The 21,251-nt window shown below is 68.5% G+C and carries 21 protein-coding genes and 1 pseudogene; 11 read left to right on the plus strand and 11 right to left on the minus strand.

Features of this window, described 5'->3' with window-relative positions:
- The first annotated feature begins 114 nt into the window (after positions 1-114).
- Both A0130_11135 and A0130_11140 read left to right on the plus strand, forming a co-directional pair.
- Positions 115-501 carry a hypothetical protein gene (locus tag A0130_11135; GenBank protein ID ANF32157.1) on the plus strand — a complete coding sequence of 129 codons (387 nt, stop codon included), beginning with the start codon at positions 115-117 and terminating at the stop codon, positions 499-501.
- Positions 502-570: 69 nt separating this feature from the next.
- The gene (locus tag A0130_11140; GenBank protein ANF32158.1) at positions 571-1,950 is read left to right on the plus strand and encodes an adenylosuccinate lyase; all 1,380 of its coding nucleotides are present in this window, start codon (positions 571-573) and stop codon (positions 1,948-1,950) included.
- Between the two features lie 6 nt (positions 1,951-1,956).
- Here A0130_11140 and A0130_11145 read toward each other — a convergent pair whose 3' ends face one another.
- Positions 1,957-2,259, minus strand: a complete 303-nt coding sequence (locus A0130_11145) for a hypothetical protein (GenBank protein ANF32159.1) — start codon at positions 2,257-2,259, stop codon at positions 1,957-1,959.
- A 25-nt stretch (positions 2,260-2,284) separates the two neighbouring features.
- The gene (locus A0130_11150; protein ANF32160.1) at positions 2,285-2,887 is read right to left on the minus strand and encodes a hypothetical protein; all 603 of its coding nucleotides are present in this window, start codon (positions 2,885-2,887) and stop codon (positions 2,285-2,287) included.
- Between the two features lie 97 nt (positions 2,888-2,984).
- On the opposite strand from A0130_11150, the gene A0130_11155 reads away from it, so the two are divergent.
- A complete protein-coding gene (locus tag A0130_11155) occupies positions 2,985-3,716 on the plus strand; it encodes a hypothetical protein (protein ID ANF32161.1) in 732 nt (243 codons plus the stop codon).
- Here A0130_11155 and A0130_11160 read toward each other — a convergent pair.
- Positions 3,646-4,173, minus strand: coding sequence for a hypothetical protein (locus tag A0130_11160; protein ID ANF32162.1), 528 nt, complete (start codon positions 4,171-4,173; stop codon positions 3,646-3,648). The genes A0130_11155 and A0130_11160 overlap by 71 nt on opposite strands.
- Positions 4,174-4,369: 196 nt before the next feature.
- Between A0130_11160 and A0130_11165 the strand changes: the two genes are divergently transcribed.
- Positions 4,370-5,443, plus strand: a complete 1,074-nt coding sequence (locus A0130_11165) for an alkene reductase (GenBank protein ANF32163.1) — start codon at positions 4,370-4,372, stop codon at positions 5,441-5,443.
- Complete coding sequence (locus A0130_11170) at positions 5,440-6,270, plus strand: short-chain dehydrogenase (protein ANF32164.1); 831 nt, start codon at positions 5,440-5,442, stop codon at positions 6,268-6,270. The genes A0130_11165 and A0130_11170 overlap by 4 nt, the downstream gene beginning before the upstream one ends.
- Before the next feature lie 4 nt (positions 6,271-6,274).
- On the opposite strand, the gene A0130_11175 is transcribed toward A0130_11170, so the two are convergent.
- From A0130_11175 to A0130_11200, 6 genes are all read right to left on the minus strand, one after another.
- Positions 6,275-7,648, minus strand: coding sequence for a replicative DNA helicase (locus A0130_11175; GenBank protein ANF32165.1), 1,374 nt, complete (start codon positions 7,646-7,648; stop codon positions 6,275-6,277).
- A gap of 354 nt (positions 7,649-8,002) precedes the next feature.
- Positions 8,003-8,455, minus strand: a complete 453-nt coding sequence (locus A0130_11180; GenBank protein ID ANF32166.1) for a 50S ribosomal protein L9 — start codon at positions 8,453-8,455, stop codon at positions 8,003-8,005.
- 11 nt (positions 8,456-8,466) lie between these two features.
- Complete coding sequence (locus A0130_11185; protein ID ANF32167.1) at positions 8,467-8,730, minus strand: 30S ribosomal protein S18; 264 nt, start codon at positions 8,728-8,730, stop codon at positions 8,467-8,469.
- 81 nt (positions 8,731-8,811) lie between these two features.
- Positions 8,812-9,318, minus strand: coding sequence for a single-stranded DNA-binding protein (locus A0130_11190; protein ID ANF32168.1), 507 nt, complete (start codon positions 9,316-9,318; stop codon positions 8,812-8,814).
- Between the two features lie 4 nt (positions 9,319-9,322).
- A complete protein-coding gene (locus A0130_11195) occupies positions 9,323-9,694 on the minus strand; it encodes a 30S ribosomal protein S6 (protein ANF32169.1) in 372 nt (123 codons plus the stop codon).
- Between the two features lie 215 nt (positions 9,695-9,909).
- Positions 9,910-11,334, minus strand: coding sequence for a CCA tRNA nucleotidyltransferase (locus A0130_11200; protein ID ANF32170.1), 1,425 nt, complete (start codon positions 11,332-11,334; stop codon positions 9,910-9,912).
- A gap of 155 nt (positions 11,335-11,489) precedes the next feature.
- Here A0130_11200 and A0130_11205 point away from each other — a divergent pair, with 155 nt between their 5' ends.
- The 6 genes and pseudogenes from A0130_11205 to A0130_11230 all read left to right on the plus strand — a co-directional run bounded on the left by A0130_11205 (position 11,490) and on the right by A0130_11230 (position 19,098).
- On the plus strand, positions 11,490-13,652 hold the full coding sequence (locus A0130_11205) for a hypothetical protein (GenBank protein ID ANF33400.1): 2,163 nt from the start codon (positions 11,490-11,492) through the stop codon (positions 13,650-13,652).
- Positions 13,645-15,251: pseudogene (locus A0130_11210) on the plus strand (hypothetical protein). Before A0130_11205 ends, A0130_11210 begins: the two are co-directional and overlap by 8 nt.
- An 82-nt stretch (positions 15,252-15,333) precedes the next feature.
- Positions 15,334-16,320: a thioredoxin-disulfide reductase gene (locus tag A0130_11215; GenBank protein ANF32171.1), complete on the plus strand. Its 987-nt coding sequence runs from the start codon at positions 15,334-15,336 to the stop codon at positions 16,318-16,320.
- 14 nt (positions 16,321-16,334) lie between these two features.
- A complete protein-coding gene (locus A0130_11220) occupies positions 16,335-16,661 on the plus strand; it encodes a thiol reductase thioredoxin (protein ANF32172.1) in 327 nt (108 codons plus the stop codon).
- 138 nt (positions 16,662-16,799) lie between these two features.
- Positions 16,800-18,125, plus strand: coding sequence for a GntR family transcriptional regulator (locus A0130_11225; GenBank protein ID ANF32173.1), 1,326 nt, complete (start codon positions 16,800-16,802; stop codon positions 18,123-18,125).
- Positions 18,126-18,141: 16 nt separating this feature from the next.
- Entirely contained in the window at positions 18,142-19,098 is a 957-nt protein-coding gene (locus A0130_11230) for a D-alanine--D-alanine ligase (protein ANF32174.1), read from the plus strand.
- Here A0130_11230 and A0130_11235 read toward each other — a convergent pair whose 3' ends face one another.
- Both A0130_11235 and A0130_11240 read right to left on the minus strand, forming a co-directional pair.
- Positions 19,099-20,061 (minus strand): chromosome partitioning protein ParB, encoded by a 963-nt coding sequence (locus A0130_11235; GenBank protein ID ANF32175.1) that lies wholly within the window; start codon positions 20,059-20,061, stop codon positions 19,099-19,101.
- Positions 20,061-20,954, minus strand: coding sequence for a chromosome partitioning protein (locus tag A0130_11240; protein ID ANF32176.1), 894 nt, complete (start codon positions 20,952-20,954; stop codon positions 20,061-20,063). The genes A0130_11235 and A0130_11240 overlap by 1 nt, the downstream gene beginning before the upstream one ends.
- Positions 20,955-21,251: the final 297 nt, after the last annotated feature.

Raw genomic sequence — 21,251 nt, forward strand, 5'->3', positions numbered from 1 at the left:
TAGGTCACAGGGCCGTCGAGGGGCGGCGGGGCGGCGAGTCCGTCGGGCGAGTCCACGCTCCAGACCCTAGCGCCACCCCTGTACCCCGGCCCGACGCACTGCCAGGATGTGGGCATGCGATTCCTGCTCAGACTGATCATCAACGCCTTCGCCCTCTGGCTCACGACGCTGATCGTCAGCGGCGTCACCGTGAAGCCGTACGCCCCCGACACGACGGCCCTCGTCCTGACCTACCTGCTGGTCGCACTGATCTTCGGTGTCGTGAACGCGATCATCGGCACGGTCATCCGCGTCGTCGCGTTCCCGCTCTACATCCTGACGCTCGGGTTGATCTCGCTGCTCGTCAACGCGTTCCTCCTCTTCATCGTGTCGTGGATCAGCGACGCCATCGGGTTCGGACTGCACATCGACGGATTCTGGTCCGGCGTGCTGGGCGCACTCGTCCTCGGCATCATCGCCTGGCTGCTCGGGCTGATCTTCCGGCCCGCCCGCCGGGACTGAGGTCGGCGGCCCGCTCGCGCGTGCGGGAGAATGGTGGGGTAATCGCCGCCTGATCCCGCGAGGAGCACCATGTCCGCCCTGCCTCCCCAGCCGCTCAGCCCGCTCGACGGCCGCTACCGCTCCGCCGTGCTCGGGCTCGGCGACCACCTCTCCGAGGCCGGTCTGAACCGTGCGCGCGTGCAGGTCGAGGTGGAGTGGCTGATCTACCTGACCGAGCACCGGATGTTCGGCTCGTCGCCGCTCACCGACGAGCAGAAGCACGCCCTCCGCACCCTCGCCGACGACTTCGGGCAGCCCGAGATCGACCGCCTGGCCGAGCTGGAGGCGACCACCCGCCACGACGTCAAGGCCGTCGAGTACCTGGTGCGCGAGCGCCTGCACGCGCTGGGCCTCGACCACATCGCCGAGCTGACGCACTTCGCCGCCACCAGCGAGGACATCAACAACCTTTCGTACGCGCTGACCGTCAGCGCCGCGGTGCGCGAGACCTGGCTCCCGAAGTTCCGTGCCGTCATCGGCGAGCTGCGCGCGCAGGCGAAGCAGTACCGCGACGACGCCATGCTCGCCCGCACGCACGGCCAGCCGGCGACCCCCACCACCATGGGCAAAGAGCTCGCGGTCTTCGTCCACCGGCTGGAGCGCGTTCGCGCCCAGATCGAGGCGGGCGTCCACCTCGGCAAGTTCAGCGGCGCCACAGGGACCTTCGCCGCGCACCTCGTCGCCGACCCGGACGCCGACTGGCCCCGCATCTCGCGCGAGTTCGTCGAGAGCCTCGGCCTCGACTGGAACCCGCTGACCACCCAGATCGAGTCCCACGACTGGCAGGCGGAGCTGTACTCGCGCATCTCGCACGCCAACCGCATCCTGCACAACCTGTGCACCGACATCTGGACCTACATCTCGCTCGGCTATTTCCGCCAGGTCCCCGAGCCCGGCGCGACCGGCTCGTCGACGATGCCGCACAAGGTCAACCCGATCCGCTTCGAGAACGCCGAGGCCAACCTCGAGCTGTCGAGCGCTGTGCTGGACTCGCTGGCCGCCACCCTCGTCACGAGCCGGCTGCAGCGCGACCTCACGGACTCGACCACGCAACGCAACATCGGCGTCGGGCTGGGCCACTCCCTCCTGGCGCTGGACAACATCGAGCGCGGCCTAGGTCAGATCGCGATCGACCGCACCGCCCTGGCCGAGGATCTCGACGCGAACTGGGAGGTGCTCGCCGAAGCCATCCAGACCGTGATCCGCGCGGAGGTCACGGCCGGCCGCTCGACGATCTCCGACCCGTACGCGCTGCTCAAGGAGCTGACTCGCGGCAAGCGGGTGGACCACGCGGCGCTCACCGAGTTCGTCCAGGGCCTCGAGATCGGCCGGGCGGCGAAGAACCGCCTCCTCGCGCTCACGCCCGCCGGGTACGTCGGGCTCGCCTCGGAGCTGGTCGACTACCTCTAGCCGACGTCAGTGGCCGCGCGGGCGGTCGTCCCCCTCGGGACGGGCCTGCGCGGCCTTGGCGCGCGCTTCCGCATCCTGCTCGTGGATGTCCTCCACCTCGGCCTCGGTCGGCTTGAACGCGAGCGCGAACAGCGCCAGCAGCACGAGCGCCACAATGAACGTCACGCCGAAGCCGACCCCGGCGAGCACGAACTCGCGCGTCGCGATCAGCACGATCAGACCGACGAACACGGCGAGACCGGCGGAGATGGCGAGCAGTTCGACCGGCAGGAAGCGGTCGCGGCGGGTGGGCTGCAGATTCTGGGTCACTCGGGGTCTTTCTTGTCGCGAGAGGTCACGATCCGCTCTCCGCTCCGCGGGAGGCCTCACCGGCGCGTGCCGCGCCGCGCAGCGTCGCCGCGCCGATGCCCTGGAACACGCCGACGACGACCGCCCACGCTCCGAACAGCCCGATGGCCAGGACGGCGTCGGCCGGGATGAACAGCAGCACGAGCGCGAGGATCGCGGTGATGGCGCCGATGGTCAGCCAGTCGCGGGCCGCAGCATCGCGACGGCGTTCCCGGATGCCGTTGTAGAGCTCCAGGAAGCCGGTGAGCGCCGCCCACACGGTCACGAGATAGAGGAAGAGGCCGAGGCCGGCACCCGTCAGCGACAGGGCGAGCACGCCGGCGATGACGCCGATGGCGCCCTGAACGGCGAAGAGGGTGCGGGTGAGGCGGCGGCCGGCGAGCATCCAGCTCAGGATGGCCGTGGCCAGGCCGTCCACGATGGCGAAGACGCCGAAGACCACGAGCCCGAAGGTGGCGGTGTGGGCGTCCCGCGTGAACGTGATGACCGCGCCCGCGGCGAGCGCGACGACGGCTCGGACGGCGGGAACGACCCAGTACCGGCTGTGCGCGTGGATGCTCGGACCCTGGGCAGGGACGGCGGTAGCCATTCGGCGACCTCTTTCGTACGGATTCGCCATCCAGTCTAGTCGGCGGCTTCCTGCGCGTTCGCCCCATCGGGACGCGCTCCGCCGCTAGCATCGCGGCATGCGGATCGGTTTCGCTGCGCTGCGCGCGGTGGTCTTCCTGCTCATGGTTGCGGCCGTCGTCGCCCAGCTCGCCACCAGCATCCGGAACACGAGCGACCGCGGCGGCAGCGTCCCCGCGCTGCTTGTCAACTTCTTCAGCTTCTTCACGATCGACTCGAACGTACTGGGGATCGTCGTGCTCGGAATCGGCGCCGTGCTGCTGGTGGTCCGGAAGGGCAACGACCCGGCCTGGTTCACCGGGCTCCGGGCCGCTGCGACCACCTATCTGGTGACCACGGGAGTCGTGTACAACCTGCTGTTGCGCAACATCCCGCTCCCGCAGGGCACGACCGTCGGCTGGTCGAACGAGGTGCTGCACGTCGTCGCGCCGGCGTACCTGCTCATCGACTGGCTGTTCGCGCCGGGCCGGACTCCGCTGCGACTGCGGAGCGTGTGGGGGATCGCCGTGTTCCCTATCGTGTGGGCGGTCTACACGCTCGTGCGTGCGCCGTTCGCGATCGAGCCGGTGACCGGGACGTCGCCGTGGTACCCGTATCCGTTCCTGAACCCGGCGACCAGTCCGAACGGCTATCTGTCGGTGGCGTTCTACGTCGTGCTTATCGCGGTCGTCATCCTGGCGGCGGGCTACGGCGTGGTGTGGGTCTCGCGGCGCTGGAGCGTCAGACGGCCTTCGCCTTCGGATGGCGTGGGCGACGCGGCTCCCGATCCTCAGCGCGCGCCCACAGGATGACCGCGGCCAGCCCGCCGACGGCGAGCAGGAAGGCGCCGGTCGGCGTGACCGTGTCGGCGATGCCGCGCTGGACGAGCATGGCCGATGCGATGCCAGCGAGCGTCCCGCCGGTCGCCACGACGGCGAACACGTGGGAGACGGCTCGGGTCGCGCCTCCAACCACCAGCCCGCGGATGACGAGGGACACCGCGCCGACCAGCCACAGCGTCGCGACCGGGAAGGCCATCAGAAGACCGAGCGGATCGCGCAGCAGTACACCCGGGATGACGTAGATCACGGCGGCCGCGAGCAGCAGCACGACGCCCAGCAGGGAGAAGGCGCCGGCCCGCGCGCCCTCGGTCCGCAGGCCGAGGATCGGCCGCAGCAGTGACGGCCAGGTGAACGCGAGCGCGAACGCCACCAGCGCGAGCGCCACGCTGCCCGCACCCTGCAGGAGGGGGAGGAGGATCTCCGTCATATCCCCATTGAACGCCCGGATCGGCGCGCGGGCGTCCTCCCGCAGGATGATTCGTCCCGGAGCGAGCCGAAAACGCGGGCGTGCCGGTCGGAATAGTGCAGCCGGGCGTGCTGTTCGGCCAAGAGGCCGTTCTGGAGCGCACCTGTCGCATCCGACCGGCCGTCTCGCTTTCTACGAACCGAAAGGCATCCTCTCGATGGATCTGTTCTCCCCCGTCTCTCTCGGCGACCTCCACCTTCCCAACCGCGTCGTGATGGCACCGCTCACGCGCACGCGTTCGGGCGACGCCGGCGTCCCGGGTCCGTTGGTGGCGGAGCACTACGCCCAGCGGGCGAGCGTGGGCCTGATCATCTCGGAGGGCACCTACCCGAGCCACGAGTCGCGCGCGTACCCGGGGCAGCCGGGCATCGTCACCGACGAGCAGATCGCCGCCTGGAGCGCCGTGGCCGACGCCGTGCATGCCAAGGGCGGCCGCATCGTCATGCAGCTCATGCACAGCGGACGCGTGTCGCACCCGTCGATCAACGGCCAGGACCGCGTCGTCGGTCCCAGCGCCGTCGCCATCGCCGGTGAGGCCCACGGCCCGAGCGGCAAGGTGGCCTACCCGGTGCCGCACGCGCTCACCACGGAGGAGCTGGCGATCGTGCGCGACGAGTTCGTGACGGCGGCGAAGAACGCGATCGCCGCCGGGCTCGACGGTGTGGAGGTGCACGGCGCCAACGGCTACCTCCTGCACCAGTTCCTCTCGCCGGTCTCGAACATCCGCGACGACCAGTACGGCGGCAGCCCGGAGGCGCGCGCTCGCTTCGTCGTCGAAGTGACCACGGCGATCGCCGAGGCGGTGGGCGCCGGTCGGGTGGGTATCCGCCTGTCGCCGATGCACAACATCCAGGACGTGTTCGAGACGGACCTCGCCGACGCCACCGCCACGTACGAGGCCGTGGTCGACGGAATCGCTCCGCTCGGCCTCGCGTACGTGAGCGTTCTGCATCGCGAGCCCACCGGTGCTCTCGTGCAGGACCTCCGCGAGCGCTTCGGCGGCCCGTTCATCGTCAACAGCGGCTTCGGTTCGCTCACGACGCGCGACGAGGCGATCGCCCTGGTCGAGGACGCGCACGCGGATGCGGTGGCCGTCGGCCGCCTGGCGATCGCGAACCCGGACCTCGTCGAGCGCTGGAAGGGCGAGCACCCGGAGAACGAGCCCGACGCGGCGACCTTCTATGGTTCCGGCGCCGAGGGCTACACGGACTACCCGCGGTTGAGCGCGTGACCACCACCTCCTTGGAGGGCACGGTCGCCATCGTCACCGGTGGCGGCCGTGGGCTCGGTCAGGCCATGGCACGTGGACTGGCCCGCGCCGGCGCGAACGTCGTGATCTCGGCAGCGAGGCAGGCCGAGGAGATCCGTAGAGTCGCGGACGCCATCAACACGGATCTCGGCGCGGCCCGCGTGCTCGCGCTTCAGGCGGATGTGACCCGGGAGGCCGACTGCCGGCGCCTGGTGGATGAGGCGGTCACCGCCTTCGGAGGGCTCCACATCCTGGTCAACAACGCGGGCCGCGGCATGAAGTACGTGAGCGATGCGTTCCTGACGGAGCCGACACGGTTCTGGGAGGTCGATGGCGACACGTGGCGGACCATCGTCGACACCAACGTCAACGGTCCGTTCCTCATGGCCAAGGCAGCGGTGCCGTATCTGCTGGAGCAGGGCTGGGGCCGCATCGTCAACATCACCATGAACCACGACACCATGCGCCGCGCCGGCTTCTCGCCGTACGGTCCGTCGAAAGCCGCGCTCGAGTCGGAGACGGTGATCTGGGCCCAGGACCTGGCCGGGTCGGGCATCACGGTGAACGGACTGCTCCCCGGGGGCGCCACCGACACCGGCATGATCCCCGAGGGCGTCTCCGCGGCGGTGCGCAGCCGGCTGCTTCAACCGGAGGTGATGGTCGAGCCGCTGCTGTGGCTCGCCTCCGACGCCTCCGCGGCTGTGACCGGCGCCCGCCTGGACGCCGCACGATGGGACAGCACCCTGCCGCCGAATCAGGCGGCAGCGGCCGCGCTGGAGCCGGCGGGGTGGGCCAACCAGTCGCACTGACCGGTCAGACCGGCGCCATGTCGGTGAACCGTGAGTAGTGCCCCTGGAAGGCGACCGTGACCGTGCGGGTGGGACCGTTGCGGTGCTTGGCGACGATGAGGTCGGCCTCGCCCGCGCGGGGGTTGTCCTTCTCGTAGGCGGACTCGCGGTGGAGCAGGATGACGACGTCGGCGTCCTGCTCGATCGAGCCCGACTCGCGGAGGTCGCTCAGGGCGGGGAGCTTGTCGGCGCGCTGCTCCGGGCCTCGGTTCAGCTGCGAGAGTGCGATCACGGGGACCTGGAGCTCCTTGGCGAGCAGCTTGAGGGCTCGCGAGAACTCGCTGACCTCCTGCTGGCGGCTCTCGACGCGCTTGCCGCTCGTCATGAGCTGCAGGTAGTCGATGATGACCATCTTGAGGCCCACCCGCTGCTTGAGGCGGCGGCATTTCGCGCGGATCTCGACCAGCGTCATGTTGGGGCTGTCGTCGATGTAGAGCGGAGCGTCGTTGATGCGGCCGCGGGTGGAGGCGATGGTCGTCCAGTCGCGGTTGTCGACCGTTCCCTTGCGCATGTTCTGCAGCGGGACGGACGCCTCGGCGGAGAGGAGGCGCATCGCGATCTCACTGCGCCCCATCTCGAGCGAGAAGAAGATGGTGGGCATTTCGTGCTTGATCGCGGCGGCGCGGGCGAAGTCGAGCGCGAGCGTCGACTTTCCGAGCGCGGGTCGCGCCGCGACGATGACCATCTGGCCGGGGTGCAGGCCGTTCGTGAGCTCGTCCAGCTCGGAGAACCCGGTCGGGACGCCCGTCATCGAGCCGTCCTTGTGCTTGGCGGCCTCGATCTCGTCGATGGCGACCGTGACGGCCTCGGTGAGCGGGACGTAGTCCTCGGTCTCCTGCGTGCCGGTGACGGAGTAGATCTCCGCCTGGGCGTTGTTCACGAGGTCGAGGACCTCGCCCTCGGCCTTGTAGCCCATCTGCGTGATGCGGGTGCCCGCTTCGACCAGACGGCGGAGGAGCGCCTTCTCGGCCACGATGTTGGCGTAGTAGCCGGCGTTGGCGGCGGTCGGGACGAGGCTGGTGAGGGTGTGGAGGTACTCGGCACCGCCGGCGCGCGACAGCTCGCCGATCTTGGTCAGTTCGTCGGTGACGGTGATGACGTCGGTCGGCTCGCCGTGCGAGTACAACGTCAGGATCGCGTCGTAGATGATCTCGTGCTTGGGGATGTAGAAGTCGGTGCCGCGCACGACCTCGACCACGTCGGCCACCGCGTCCTTGCTGAGCAGCATTCCGCCGAGAGCGCTCTGCTCGGCGAGTAGGTCGTGCGGAGGGGTGCGCTCGGGAGAGCGGGCTTCGCCCTGGTCACGTCCGTCGGCGAGACCGATATGGGCGATCGTCACGTTCTCTCCTCACTGTTTGCACGGCTTCCCTCGACTCATTCTCGGGAGGACCTCCGACACCCTATGAACGCCGGTTCCCCATCCACAACTCAGCTTGTGGATAAAACTGGGGAAAATCTGCGCGAAACGCCGTGGAGCGTGTGTAGAAGGTGTGTGGAAACCTGTGGACAACAAATGAGCTTGCCGGTCCAAATGCGGCCTGACCGGGGTTTTTACTTTCCCCAGGCTGTGTGTAAAAAGTTCTTTGAAGCCTGTGTTCAAGCTTCTGTACGGGGTGGGGGAACCTGTGCACAAAGTCCCTTAACGAGGTGTAGCGGCGGGACTCGCCCGCCGCTACACTCGTGCCTATTTGTCTTACTTGGCAGCAACCACCTGGAGGGAGATCACGGCCGAGAGGTCGTCGTGCAGACGCACGGTCGCCTCGTGGTCGCCGACCACCTTGATGGGGTTGGGGAGCTCGATCTTGCGCTTGTCGAGCTCGCCGATGCCGGCCGCCTTGACGGCGTCCGCGACATCGCCGGTCTTGACCGAGCCGAACAGACGACCCTCGCGACCGGCCTTGACGGTCAGCTTGACGCGGGTGGCCTCGAGCTTGGCCTTGAGGTCCTGAGCCTGCTCGATCGTGTGCAGCTCGCGAGCGGCGCGGGCCGCCTTGATCTGCTCGACCTGCTTCTCGCCACCGCGGGTCCACGCGATCGCGAAGCCCTGGGGGACGAGGTAGTTGCGGGCGTAGCCGTTCTTGACGTCGACGACGTCACCGGCAGAGCCGAGGCCGGTGACCTCGTGCGTGAGAATAACCTTCGACATGTCGTTGCTCCTTAGCGGCCAGAGCCGGCGTAGGGGAGGAGCGCCATCTCGCGCGCGTTCTTGACGGCGCGGGCGATGAGGCGCTGCTCCTGAACGGAGACACCGGTGATACGGCGGGCGCGGATCTTTCCGCGCTCCGAGATGAACTTGCGCAGGGTGGCGACGTCCTTGTAGTCAATGACGCCCACGCGAACGGACTTCGCGGGAGCGGCGTTCTTGCCGTCCTTGCCCTTGCGGATCGGCTTGCGGCGGTCGCCGCTCGACTTTCCAGCCATGGTTTCCTTTGCTTTCCGCCCGTCCGGTGCTGTCACCGGCGAGCTGATGATGTGTGCCCCTCGACCGAGAGGCGAGTCTCGTTAGAAGGGGGTCTCGTCGTTGTAGGAGCCCGGAGTGTTCCAGACATCCGCACCGGCGGACGGGTCCGCCGGAGCCGACGCGGCCCACGGCTCCTCGACAGCGGGGGCGCCGCCGCCGAAGCCGCCCGGGCGACCGCCCGAGGACTGGGCGCGGGTGACCTGCGCGGTGGCGTAGCGCAGCGACGGGCCGATCTCGTCGATCTCGAGCTCGATGCTGGTGCGCTTCTCGCCTTCCTTCGTCTCGTAGGAACGCTGCTTCAGGCGGCCCTGCGCGATGACGCGCGACCCCTTCGTCAGCGAACCAGCGACGTGCTCAGCGAACTCGCGCCAGACGCTGGCGCGGAGGAAGAGAGCCTCGCCGTCCTTCCACTCGTTCGCCTGACGGTCGAACGTGCGGGGGGTGGACGCGATGGTGAAGTTGGCGACTGCCAGCCCGTTCTGCGTGTAGCGCAGCTCGGGGTCGGCCGTGAGGTTGCCCACCACGGTGATGACGGTCTCGCCGGCCATGGGACTAGGCGCCGGCCTTCTCGGAGGTGGCGGCCTTGCGGGCGGCCTTCTCGTCGGCACGCTTCTGAGCGGCGGCGATCTGGGCGATCGCCTCCTCGGCGCGGAGGACCTTGGTGCGCATGACGGCCTCGCTGAGCTTCAGCTGGCGGTCGAGCTCCTTCGTGGTGTCGCCCTCAGCGGTGAGCTGGACGACGGCGTAGATGCCCTCGGTCTTCTTGTTGATCTCGTAAGCCAGGCGACGACGTCCCCAGATGTCGACGTTGTCGATCGTTCCACCGTCGTTGCGAACGACGTTGAGGAACTTGTCAAGGCTCGGAGCCACGGTGCGCTCATCGATCTCGGGATCGAGGATGACCATCAACTCGTACTGATGCATGACTAACCCACCTCCTCTGGTCTCAGCGGCTGCAGACGTTCTGCAGCAGGAGGGTGTCATAGACGCGCCCAGGGCAGGCTTCCGCCCGGGCAACTTATCAAGGGTAACGGATGTCTCGGTCATGCTCCAACTCTCGCCGGAGCAGACCGCGAAAGACGCGGTCAGGGGAAAACTGTGGAGAACAGGCTCGCAGCGTCACTTGTGGACAGGCGCGCTCAGCGGGACTCCCACCAGGCGAGCAGGCGCCGTGTCGCCTCCTCCTCGCCGAGCGACCCCTCGTCGAGGCGCAGCTCCAGGAGGAACTTCATCGCCTGCCCCACCTCTCTTCCCGGTCGCAGACCCAGGATGCTCATGACCTGCTCGCCGTCGAGGTCGGGGCGGACCGCGTCCAGCTCCTCCTGCTCCTTCAGCTCCTGGATGCGCGATTCGAGGTCGTCGTAGGCGAATCCGAGCCGATCGGCCTTCCGGCGATTGCGCGTCGTCACGTCGGCGCGGGTGAGCATGTGCAGTCGTTCGAGCTGGGGACCGGCGTCGCGAACGTAACGGCGCACGGCGGAGTCCGTCCAGGCGCCGTCCGCGTAGCCGAAGAACCGCAGATGCAGCTCGATCAGCCGGGCGACGGCGTCGATGGTCGCCTTGTCGAAGCGCAGCGCAGTCAGCCGCTTCCTCGCGAGCTTCGCGCCGACGACGTCATGGTGGTGGAAGCTGACCGCTCCGCCCGGCTCGAACCGTCGGGTGGCCGGCTTCCCGATGTCGTGCAGGATGGCGGCAAGCCGGAGGACGAGGTCGGGCGCCTCCCCCGGATGCCGCTCCTTCTCGTATCCGATGGCCTGGTCCAGCACGGTGAGACTGTGCTGGTACACGTCCTTGTGGTGGTGGTGCTCGTCGGCCTCCAGCCGCAGGGCCGGGATCTCGGGGACCACGAGTTCGGCGAGACCGCTGTCGACCAGCAGCTCGAGACCGGCACGCGGCTCGTCCGCCATCAGGAGCTTGCTGAACTCGTCACGGACGCGCTCGGCGCTCACGATCTCGATGCGGTCGGCCATCGCCGCCATCGCGGCGCGCGTCTCGTCGTCGACGGCGAAACCGAGCTGTGCCGTGAAACGCGCGGCGCGCATCATCCGCAGCGGATCGTCACCGAACGAGATCTGCGGCGTGCTGGGCGTGCGGAGCACCCCCGCGATGAGGTCCTCGACCCCGCCCGACGGGTCGACCAGCCGCACCTCGGGAAGGCGCAGGGCGAGCGCGTTGACCGTGAAGTCGCGCCGCATCAGGTCGCCCTCGAGTGTGTCGCCGAACTCCACCTCGGGCTTGCGGGTGGTGCCGTCGTAGCTGTCGCTGCGATACGTCGTGATCTCGACGGTGTCGTCGCCGAGACGCGCGCCGATCGTGCCGAACTGGCGGCCCACGTCCCAGACGGCGTCGGCGACGGGGGAGACGATGCGCAGGATGTCGTCGGGGCGCGCGTCCGTCGTGAAGTCGAGGTCGTGCACCTGACGGCCCAGGAGCGCGTCGCGCACCGGCCCTCCGACGAGCGAGAGCTCGTGTCCCACGGCCGCGAAGGCGTCGGCGAGGCGGGCGACCGACGGCGTACGAGCGAGGTCGCCGAGGCGTTCGAGGGATTCGGCGACGCTCTGCATGGTGCCCCAGTTTAACGGCCCCGCTCGCCGGCCTCTCAGGGGGTGACCTCTACAATCGTCGTCATGGAGGCCGAGTCGGGATCGCGCGTCGACGCATGAGCGCAGCCTCCTCCACCCTCCGCGGGGGTGCGTCGTTCCGCGCCCGCGTCCGCCGGATGGCCGCCGCGATCGCCGTGGGAGCGCTGGCGACCCTGACCGCCACGACGGGTGCCTCCCTGCCGGCGAGCGGCGCAACGCCGGGCCCGACCCCGGCGCCGCCCGCATCCGCCTCCGACTCCGCCCTGACGGCGACCGTCACCGCGGACGACGGGGGAGTGGTCACCGCGGGCAAGGCGCTGGGGGTCTCCGTCACGGTGTCGAACCCGACCGACACGGCTTACACCTCCGGATCGGTCGGACTCTGGATCGATCCGTCGCCGCAGGAGGGACGCAAGGCGCTGGCGACGTGGCTCGCCTCGACCGACAAGCCCGCCGATGCCGTCGCCCTCGGCGAGGCGCAGCTCAACACCCTCGAACCCGGCTCGAGCACGGTGGTCCGGGTTACCGTCCCGGCCGCATCGCTCCCGTTCTCGGCACGCACGTCCTCCGGGGTGTTCGGGATGGGCGCGACCGTGCGGGCTGGACAGGCGGACGCCGAGCCGCGCGGCTCGGTCGTCTGGTATCCGGGCGGCAGCGCGACGCAGTCGAGCATCAACGTCGCTCTGCCGATCGTCACGCCCTCCGGCTCGGACGGCCTCATCGCCGCAGACGACCTCGCGACCTACACCGCACCGAACGGCATCCTGACCAGAGAACTCGACGGCCTGATCGGCCACACCACGGTGACCGTGGGCATCGACCCGATGATCATCGCGTCCATCCGGCTGCTCGGCAACGCCGCCCCGGCGAGCGCGGTGGACTGGCTCACCCGCTTGTCCGAGCTGCCGAACGACACCTTCTCTCTCGGTTACGGGGACGCCGACACGGTCGGGCAGATCCAAGCCGGACTCCCGGCCCCGCTGGCCCCCACCTCCCTCGCCTACGCGATCGATCCCAAGAACTTCACGCCGGCGCCCACCCCGGTGGGCGAGCCCTCCACGGCCACCCCGACAGCCACCCCGCGTACGTCGACGACTCCGACTCCCACGCCGACGGCCACGCCCGGTCCGGTCGTGCCCGACCTCAAGACGCTGCTCGCGTGGGACTACACGCTCTCCGGCATCAGCTGGCCCGGCGACAAGACCGTCCGCCGCGCCGATCTCGCCCCACTGGCGGCTGTGGGGCTCACGACCACGATCGTCTCCGGCAGCAACACGAACGCGGCCGACCTGTCGACGACGCCCTCCGCACCGGTCGGCGGCGGCAACGACCGCATCCTCCAATCCGACCAGGCGCTCAGCGACGCCCTGGCTCAAGCCGTCTCCGCGCCGAGCGACATCGCATGGAACTCCGCGATGACGAAGGTCAACGCGCAGCTGGAGCTGATCAGCCAGGAGTCCGGCGACGCCCGGCGCCTGCTGGTCGCCCTCGATCGCTCCTGGCCGTCGAGCGGCACACAGCTGGAGCGGACGCTGAACGCCCTGTTCTCGTCGCCCTGGTCCGCACCCGCATCGTTCTCCTCCGTGGCCCAGGCCCCTGCCAGCGCCGGTCTCGACCTGGTGGACGCGCCGGAGTCCGCCGACCGCATCACGAACATCCGGGCGCTGGTCCAGGACGAGGGATCGCTCGGCCAGTTCGCCACGGTGCTCGACGACCCGACGCGGCTCACCGGGCGCACACGCGCCCAGCTGCTCACCCTTCTGGCGGTGTCCTGGCAGAACCCCCGCACGGACTGGCCCGCGGCCGTGACGGCAGCGCGGAAGGCGACGGTCGCGACGTTGCACTCGATCCACATCCTGCCCACCGAGAACGTCAACCTCGTGAGCGCGCAGGGCTCCATCCCGTTCACGGTGAGCAACGAGCTGCCCGACGACGCGGCGACGATCGTGCTCACCGCATCCCCGTCCAACAGCCGGCTCGAGGTCGACCAGTCGACGACCAAGCGCATCCTGAAGGATTCGCGGGCGACGGTCCTGATCCCGGTGAAGGCGAAGGTCGGCAACGGCCAGGTCGTGCTCTCGCTGCAGCTGTACAGCCCGACCGGAGTGCCGATCGGGGACCCGACGTCGGTGACGGTGGATGTGCACGCCGACTGGGAGGGCATCGGCGCGCTGATCTTCGGCATCCTCCTCGTTCTGCTGTTCGGCTTCGGGATCGTGCGCAACATCCTGCGCCGACGCTCGAAGGGCGCCGAGGACGCAGAGGCGGAGCCTGCGGAAGCCGAGGGCGAGGATGGCTAGCGTCGGCCGCGCCAGTGCGCTCCTCGCCTCCGGAACACTGGTCTCGCGTCTCCTCGGCTTCGCCAAGGCGTGGCTGCTGGTTCAGGCGATCGGCGTCGTCTCCTTCGCCGCGAACGCGTACGGTACGGCGACCGCCATCCCGAACAGCCTCTACGCGATCATCGCCCAGGGCATCCTCAACGCCATCCTGGTGCCGCAGATCGTGCGCGCCTCGGTCAACCCGACGGCGGTCGCGCGTACATCAACAAGCTCGTCACCCTCGGGATGGTCGTCTTCGCGGCCGTCGCCCTCGTCGCGACCTTCCTGGCGCCCGTCCTCGTCGCACTGTTCGGCGTGCCGGAGTCGCAGCGTGCGCTGGCTACCGCGTTCGCCTACTGGTCCCTTCCGCAGATCTTCTTCCTCGGCCTGTACACGCTGCTGGGCGAGGTGCTCAACGCCCGCAAGTTCTTCGGCCCGTTCACCTGGGCGCCGGTCGTCAACAACATCGTCGCCATCGTCATGCTGGGGGCCTTCATCCTGGCGTTCGGGGCCTTCGCGACCGGTAACCCCCATAGCCAGTGGGCGCTCGGGATGATCGCCCTTCTCGCCGGGGGAGCGACGCTCGGCATCGCGGCCCAGGCGCTCATCCTCTTCCTCTTCTGGCGCCGGGTCGGGCTGCGCTTCCGCTTCGACTTCGGTTGGCGCGGCGTCGAACTGGGCACCGCTGGAAAGGCGGCCGGCTGGACCTTCGCCATGCTGATCGCGACGCAGGTCGCGGGCGTCATCGAACTGAACGTCTCGAACTCGGCGGGCGCCGCGTACGCGGGCTCCTTCGCCATGCAGAACGCGTGGCTCATCTTCATGCTCCCGCACGGCATCATCGCCGTCTCGATCGTCACGGCCTTCTACACGCGGATGGCCGAGCACGCGCACCGCGGATCCGTCCAGGACTTCCGCCAGGACTTCTCCTCCGCGGCCCGCTCGATCATGTTCCTGATCGTGTTCTCCTCCGCCGCCCTCATCGTCACCGCGTACCCCATCGCGAGAGTGTTCACCTCGGACTACCAGGCCATGGGTCTCGTCCTCATCGCGTACCTCGTCGGCCTCGTACCCTTCTCCCTGGTGTTCATGGCGCAGAGGGCGTTCTACTCGCTCGGGGACACGCGCACGCCGTTCCTCTTCACGCTCGCCCAGGTCGCCGTCATCATCGCCGGCGTGCTGCTGTGCTTCCTGGCACCGCCGCAGACGCGAGCGGCGTCGGTCGCCCTCGTCGTGTCGATCGCCAGTGTCGTGCAGGCGGTACTCGCCTTCGCGCTCCTGCGGCGGCGGACCGGGGGAGTGGACGGAACCCGCATCCTCGGCTCTCTGTGGCGCTTCGTGCTCGCCGGCGTCGCCTCGATCGCCGCCGGCGCCGGCTTCCTCGTTATCCTCGGCGGTGTCGGCCCAGGCGCCTTCCCGGTCAGCGGCCCGATCGCAGCGATCATCGCGACGGCGGTGATCGGCGTCGTCATGCTGGTCGTCTACGCGGGCTTCCTCGTCATCCTCCGGTCACCCGATCTCGAGGCCGGTCTCGCGCCCATCCTGAACCGGCTCGGAGGGCGCACTCGCGCGTCCAGGTGACACGGAATAGCATCCGCCTAGGATGTGTTCTACAGGTCGACACCTCCAGACGAAGGTGTCAGGACAGATCAGGAGTTCCGCTGTGCGGCAGATCATCATCATCGGTTCCGGCCCTGCCGGTTACACCGCGGCCATCTACGCGGCCCGCGCCAACCTCAAGCCGCTGCTGATCGCCTCCTCCGTCGAGGCCGGTGGCGAGCTCATGAACACCACCGAGGTCGAGAACTTCCCGGGCTTCCCCGAGGCCGTCATGGGACCGGACCTCATGTTCAAAATGCAGGCGCAGGCCGAGAAGTTCGGCACCGAGATCGTCCTCGACGACGTCGTGTCGGTCGACCTGACCGGCGAGGTCAAGAGGGTCACCCTCGGCTCCGGCGCGGTGCACGAGGCGCTGGCCGTGATCTTCGCGACCGGCTCGGCCTACCGCAAGCTGGGTCTCGCCGACGAGGAGCGACTGTCCGGACACGGCGTCTCCTGGTGCGCCACCTGCGACGGCTTCTTCTTCCGTCAGCGCACGATCGCCGTCGTCGGAGGCGGCGACTCCGCGATGGAGGAGGCCACCTTCCTCACGCGCTTCGCCGACAAGGTGTACGTCATCCACCGCCGCGACAGCCTCCGCGCCTCCAAGATCATGCAGGACCGCGCGTTCGCCAACGACAAGATCGAGTTCATCTGGAACTCCGAGGTCATCGGCATCGGCGGCGACGAGCAGGTGCAGGATGTCCAGCTGCGCAACCTGGTCACCGGCGAGGAGAGCGAGCTGCAGCTGCAGGGCCTCTTCATCGCGATCGGCAACGACCCGCGCGTCCACCTCGTCCACGGCCAGCTCGACCTGACCCCCGAGGGTACGATCGCCGTCCAGGGCCGCACCTCGAAGACCAACCTGCCCGGCGTCTTCGCCGCGGGCGACGTCATCGACCCCACCTACCGCCAGGCGGTCACCGCCGCGGCGTCCGGTACGGTCGCCGCGCTCGACGCGGAGCACTACCTGACCACGCTCCCCAAGAACTTGCTCGACAGCGCAGCGGATGGCGCGTCGGGTGACCTCGAACTCACGACCACCGCATAAGGAGAAACAAGACAATGTCAGCAGCACGTTCGGTCACGGACTCCAGCTTCGAGCAGGACGTCCTCAACAGCGAGAAGACCATCCTCGTGGACTTCTGGGCTGAGTGGTGCGGTCCGTGTCGCGCCGTCGGCCCGATCCTCGACCAGATCGCCTCCGAGCACGCCGACAAGATCGAGATCGTCAAGCTCAACGTCGACGAGAACCCGCAGACCGCTGCGAAGTACCAGATCACCTCCATCCCCGCGATGAAGGTCTACCAGGGTGGCGAGGTCGTCAAGACCGTCATCGGCGCCAAGCCGAAGCCCGCCCTCGAGGCCGACCTGGCCGCCTACCTCGCGTAGCGCGACCCGTCCTCTTCAGACCCGTCCGGCGCTCACCCGCCGGGCGGGTCTTTTTCGTACCCGCCGACGGTCACCGATTTTCCCGCCGGTGCGCCGCCCCCATAGCATTGCTCAACGGCAGAGAAACGGAACCCACACGTGATCGAACAGGGGACCCCGCAGCAGCGGGGCAACAATCTGGACCCGTGGTACAACCACTACGCACAGCGCACCAGCGGCCTGGCCGCCAGTGAGGTCCGAGCCCTGTTCGCCGTCGCCAGCCGACCCGAGGTGGTCTCGCTGGCCGGCGGCATGCCGTACGTGTCCGCCCTCCCGCAAGACCTGGTGGTCGGGGCGATGGATCGGGTCATGCGCGAGCAGGGCGCCGTCGCCCTCCAGTACGGTTCCGGGCAGGGCGTTCCGGCCCTCCGCGAGCAGATCCTGGAGGTCATGGCGCTCGAGGGCATCAGCGGCAGCGCCGATGACGTCATCGTGACGACCGGGTCGCAGCACGCGCTGGAGCTGTTCAGCAAACTGTTCCTCGACCCGGGGGACGTCGTGCTCGCCGAAGGCCCGAGCTACGTCACGGCGATGGTCATCTTCAAGTCGTATCAGGCGGAGGTGGACCACGTCCCCTCCGACGAGCACGGCCTCATCCCCGAGGCCCTGCGGGAGCACATCGCCCGTCTCAAGGCCGCGGGGCGCACCCTGAAGTTCCTCTACACGGTGCCGACGTTCCACAACCCGGCCGGTGTGACGCTCACCTGGAAGCGCCGGCTCGAGATCCTCGAGATCGCACGCCAGAACGACATCCTCGTGCTGGAGGACAACCCCTACGGGCTGCTCTACTTCGAGGAGAAGCCCCCGGCGGCCATGCGCTCGGTCGAGAAGGACGGCGTCGTGTACCTGGGCACGTTCTCGAAGACACTCGCCCCCGGCTTCCGCGTGGGATGGGCGCTCGCGCCCCACGCCATCCGCGAGAAGCTCATCCTCGCCAACGAGGCGGCCGTGCTGAGCCCGAGTTCGTTCAGCCAGCTCGTGATCTCGCAGTACCTGAGCGACGCCGACTGGAAGGGCCAGATCGACACCTTCCGCGGCGTGTACCGCGAGCGCAAGGAGGCGATGGTCTCGGCGCTGGCCGAGCACCTGCCCGAGCTCAGCTGGACCGACCCGAACGGCGGGTTCTACGTCTGGGTCACCCTGCCGCCGCACCTCGACTCCAAGGCGATGCTTCCGCGCGCCGTCACCGAACTCGTGGCCTACACTCCCGGCACCGCGTTCTTCGCGGATGGATCGGGCGCGCAGAACATCCGACTGTCCTTCTGCTACCCGACGCCCGAGAACATCCGTGTCGGCGTTCGCCGTCTCGCCAACGTGATCGGCGGGGAGCAGGATCTGCTGGATACCTTCGCCGGCACTGGCCCGCTTGACGCGTCGCAGCGTCGAAGCCGGACAAGCGCCAATCCTCCTACCGACCTTCGTTGACGAGAAAGGCCTGATCATGGCACAAAATGGCGCACTTGAGATCGTCGTTCTCGCTGGCGGAATCTCTCACGAGCGCGACGTATCGCTGCGCAGCGGGCGCCGTGTCGCGGACGGCCTGAATGCGCTGGGCCACCGGGTTTCGCTCCGTGATCCGGATGCGTCCCTCCTCGCGTTCCTGGACGAGAGCCGACCGGACGTCGTGTGGCCGGCACTCCATGGGGCGAGCGGAGAGGACGGAGCCCTGCGCGGACTCCTGGAGCTGACGGGGGTGCCGTTCGTCGGCTCGCGCGCGGATGCGTCTCGCCTCGCGTGGTCGAAGCCGAACGCCAAGACGATCGTCCATCGCGCCGGTGTGGCCACCCCGGCATCTGTCACGCTTCCACAGGAGACCTTCCGCGAGCTCGGCGCCGGGAGCGTCCTCGAGACGGTTCTAGCCGGCCTGACGCTCCCGGTGGTCGTCAAGCCGGCACAGGGCGGATCGGCACAGGGTGTGACGATCGTCGCGTCCGCCGAGGAGCTTCCTCGCGCGATGGTCGACGCCTACACGTACTCCGATGTCGCACTGATCGAGCAGAAGGTCGACGGTGTCGAGGTCTCGGTAACCGTCGTGGACACCGGAGACGGCCCGTCTGCGTTGCCGGCAGTCGAGATCGAACCGGTCGACGGGGCATACACGTTCGATGCGCGCTACAACGCAGGGGAGACCCGGTTCTACGTGCCGGCCCGGCTGGACGAGCAGGTCTCTGCAGCCGTCGCTGAGGCGGCGGTGCACGCCCACATCGCGCTGGGCCTGCGGCATCTGTCCCGAATCGACCTCATCGTGGATGCCGCCGGGACGCCGTGGTTCCTCGAAGCCAACGTGCTTCCGGGCCTCACCGAGACCTCGATCATGCCCCAGGCGATCACCGCGTCCGGGCGCGAGCCGGGCGCCGTCTACGCCGAACTCGCCCGTGCGGCGATCGCCGACGCCTGATCAGCTGTAGCTGGGCTGGCCGATCTCCTCGAGGATGCGGTTCAGGTCCTGAATCGTGGCGAAATCCACCACGATCTGGCCTTTTCTTGCACCGAGGGTGATCTTCACACGCGTGTTGAGGCGGTCGCCCAGGGTACCGGCGATCTCGTCGAGGTGTCCGCGGTGACGCCCGGCGGTCGCCTTCTGCCGGGTCGGTTTGGGCGTCTTGCTGGCAGCCGCCTCGGCCTGGCGCACCGAGAGGTCCTCGTTCACGATCTTGTCCGCGAGTCGGATCATCGCCTCGTGGTCGTCACCGAGCGACAGAATCGCCCGGGCGTGGCCGGCGCTGAGCACGCCGGCGGCGACACGCGCCTGGACGACAGCGGGCAGCTTGAGGAGGCGGATCGTGTTCGTGATCTGGGGGCGTGAGCGTCCGATGCGGTTGGCGAGCTCCTCCTGCGTGATGCCGAAGTCCGCGAGCAGTTGCTGGTATGCGGATGCCTCTTCCAGCGGGTTCAGCTGGCTGCGGTGCAGGTTCTCGAGCAGCGCATCCCGGAGCATGTCCTCGTCGGCGGTGTCCTTGATTACCGCCGGGATGGTGTCGAGTCCGAGCTCCTTGGTCGCGCGCAGTCGCCGCTCGCCCATGATGAGCTCGTAGCGTCCCGGGTCATCGGAGAGCGGACGGACGACGACCGGCTGCAGCACGCCGACTTCGCGGATGCTGGCGACCAGCTCGTCGAGCGCCTCCCGGTCGAACTCCGTGCGTGGCTGCACCCGGTTCGGGATGATGTCCTCGGGGGAGAGGCTGGCGAGCCGGGCACCGGGTACGGCGACCAGCTCATCGGGTCGCTCTGCCACGGCGGTCGCCGTGCCCATCCCCGCGGAGTTGTCGGGGAAGAACACGTCGACCGGCCTGCTGGCCTGGTCGCTGGTGGGGATGAGGGCGCCGATGCCTCGGCCCAGTCCGGTGCGCTTCGCTGCCATTAGCGGGGTACTCCTCTGCGTGCGATCTCTGCGGCCGCCTCCATGTAGGAGAGGGAACCGCTGGAGTTGGTGTCGTAGCTGATGACGCTCTGTCCGTAGCTCGGTGCCTCGGAGATGCGGACGGAACGCGGGATGATCGTGTCGAGCACCTCGTTGGGGAAGTGTTCGCGCACATCGGCCGCGACCTGGTGGGCCAGGTTGGTGCGTGAGTCGTACATGGTCAGCAGGATCGTCGAGACGCGCAGCTTGGGATTCAGGTGGCGCTCGATCAGCTGGATGTTCTTGAGCAGCTGGCTCAGGCCTTCCAGCGCGTAGTACTCGCACTGGATGGGGATGAGCACCTCGGTCGCTGCGACGAACGCGTTGATCGTGAGAAGGCCCAGCGACGGCGGGCAGTCGATGAGCACGTAGTCGATGTCGTACTCGTCGAGGAAGCGTCCGAGTGCCCGGGACAGCCGCTGTTCGCGCGCGACCATCGAGACTAGCTCGATTTCGGCGCCCGCGAGGTCGATCGTGGCCGGGATGACGAACAATCCGTCGAATTCCGGGCTCTTCTGAATCACTTCCTCGAGCTCGCGATCGTTCACGACCACGTCGTAGACGCTCGGCGTACCCTCGCGGTGCTCGACGCTCAGCGCCGTGGATGCGTTTCCCTGCGGATCCAGGTCGATCACAAGCACGCGAGCGCCCGACTTCGCCAATGCCGCGCTGAGGTTGACGACCGTGGTTGTCTTCCCGACGCCGCCCTTCTGGTTGGAGATGGTGAAGATTCGCGTCTTCGAGGGGAGGGGGAGAGTTGTGGCGGCGATCGCCTGCCGCCGGCGAGCGAGGTCCTGGATCTCCTGAGCAAGGGGAGTGGTCCCGTCGAATGCCACCGGCGTCTCCGTCTCCATCTCGCTCCCGATCTCACCTACTCTGCCGCGGTCGTCGGCGTGGGGTTGTTTCACGTGAAACCTCGTCGCTTTGTGGTGCTCTGCACCGGCTCTGGGTCGGTCGTTCGGCACACCCGCAGCGCGACCGATATTCAACTCTAACCCGACCATCCGACGCTTCTTTACACGGCGCGCGACGGTGTGAACGCGTGGACGGTTTCTCGACATTTCACGTGAAACATCGGTGGCCCTGGTCGGTTCACGTCGCGTCGGTACAGCTGTGGCTGATCAGGCGACCGCAGAAAGGGGAGCGAAGTG

This window comes from Leifsonia xyli, assembly GCA_001647635.1.
Taxonomy (GTDB): domain Bacteria; phylum Actinomycetota; class Actinomycetes; order Actinomycetales; family Microbacteriaceae; genus Leifsonia; species Leifsonia xyli_A.

What these genes read in the sequence shown, in the direction of transcription:
- A0130_11140 (ANF32158.1), top strand. Translation starts at nt 571, where the DNA reads ATGTCCGCCCTGCCTCCCCAGCCGCTCAGCCCGCTCGACGGCCGCTAC.
- A0130_11135 (ANF32157.1), top strand. Translation starts at nt 115, where the DNA reads ATGCGATTCCTGCTCAGACTGATCATCAACGCCTTCGCCCTCTGGCTC.
- A0130_11150 (ANF32160.1), bottom strand. Translation starts at nt 2,887, where the DNA reads ATGGCTACCGCCGTCCCTGCCCAGGGTCCGAGCATCCACGCGCACAGC.
- A0130_11195 (ANF32169.1), bottom strand. Translation starts at nt 9,694, where the DNA reads ATGCATCAGTACGAGTTGATGGTCATCCTCGATCCCGAGATCGATGAG.
- A0130_11235 (ANF32175.1), bottom strand. Translation starts at nt 20,061, where the DNA reads ATGGCAGCGAAGCGCACCGGACTGGGCCGAGGCATCGGCGCCCTCATC.
- A0130_11190 (ANF32168.1), bottom strand. Translation starts at nt 9,318, where the DNA reads ATGGCCGGCGAGACCGTCATCACCGTGGTGGGCAACCTCACGGCCGAC.
- A0130_11155 (ANF32161.1), top strand. Translation starts at nt 2,985, where the DNA reads ATGCGGATCGGTTTCGCTGCGCTGCGCGCGGTGGTCTTCCTGCTCATG.
- A0130_11185 (ANF32167.1), bottom strand. Translation starts at nt 8,730, where the DNA reads ATGGCTGGAAAGTCGAGCGGCGACCGCCGCAAGCCGATCCGCAAGGGC.
- A0130_11230 (ANF32174.1), top strand. Translation starts at nt 18,142, where the DNA reads ATGGCACAAAATGGCGCACTTGAGATCGTCGTTCTCGCTGGCGGAATC.
- A0130_11240 (ANF32176.1), bottom strand. Translation starts at nt 20,954, where the DNA reads ATGGAGACGGAGACGCCGGTGGCATTCGACGGGACCACTCCCCTTGCT.
- A0130_11180 (ANF32166.1), bottom strand. Translation starts at nt 8,455, where the DNA reads ATGTCGAAGGTTATTCTCACGCACGAGGTCACCGGCCTCGGCTCTGCC.
- A0130_11160 (ANF32162.1), bottom strand. Translation starts at nt 4,173, where the DNA reads ATGACGGAGATCCTCCTCCCCCTCCTGCAGGGTGCGGGCAGCGTGGCG.
- A0130_11205 (ANF33400.1), top strand. Translation starts at nt 11,490, where the DNA reads ATGGCCGCCGCGATCGCCGTGGGAGCGCTGGCGACCCTGACCGCCACG.
- A0130_11200 (ANF32170.1), bottom strand. Translation starts at nt 11,334, where the DNA reads ATGCAGAGCGTCGCCGAATCCCTCGAACGCCTCGGCGACCTCGCTCGT.
- A0130_11220 (ANF32172.1), top strand. Translation starts at nt 16,335, where the DNA reads ATGTCAGCAGCACGTTCGGTCACGGACTCCAGCTTCGAGCAGGACGTC.
- A0130_11165 (ANF32163.1), top strand. Translation starts at nt 4,370, where the DNA reads ATGGATCTGTTCTCCCCCGTCTCTCTCGGCGACCTCCACCTTCCCAAC.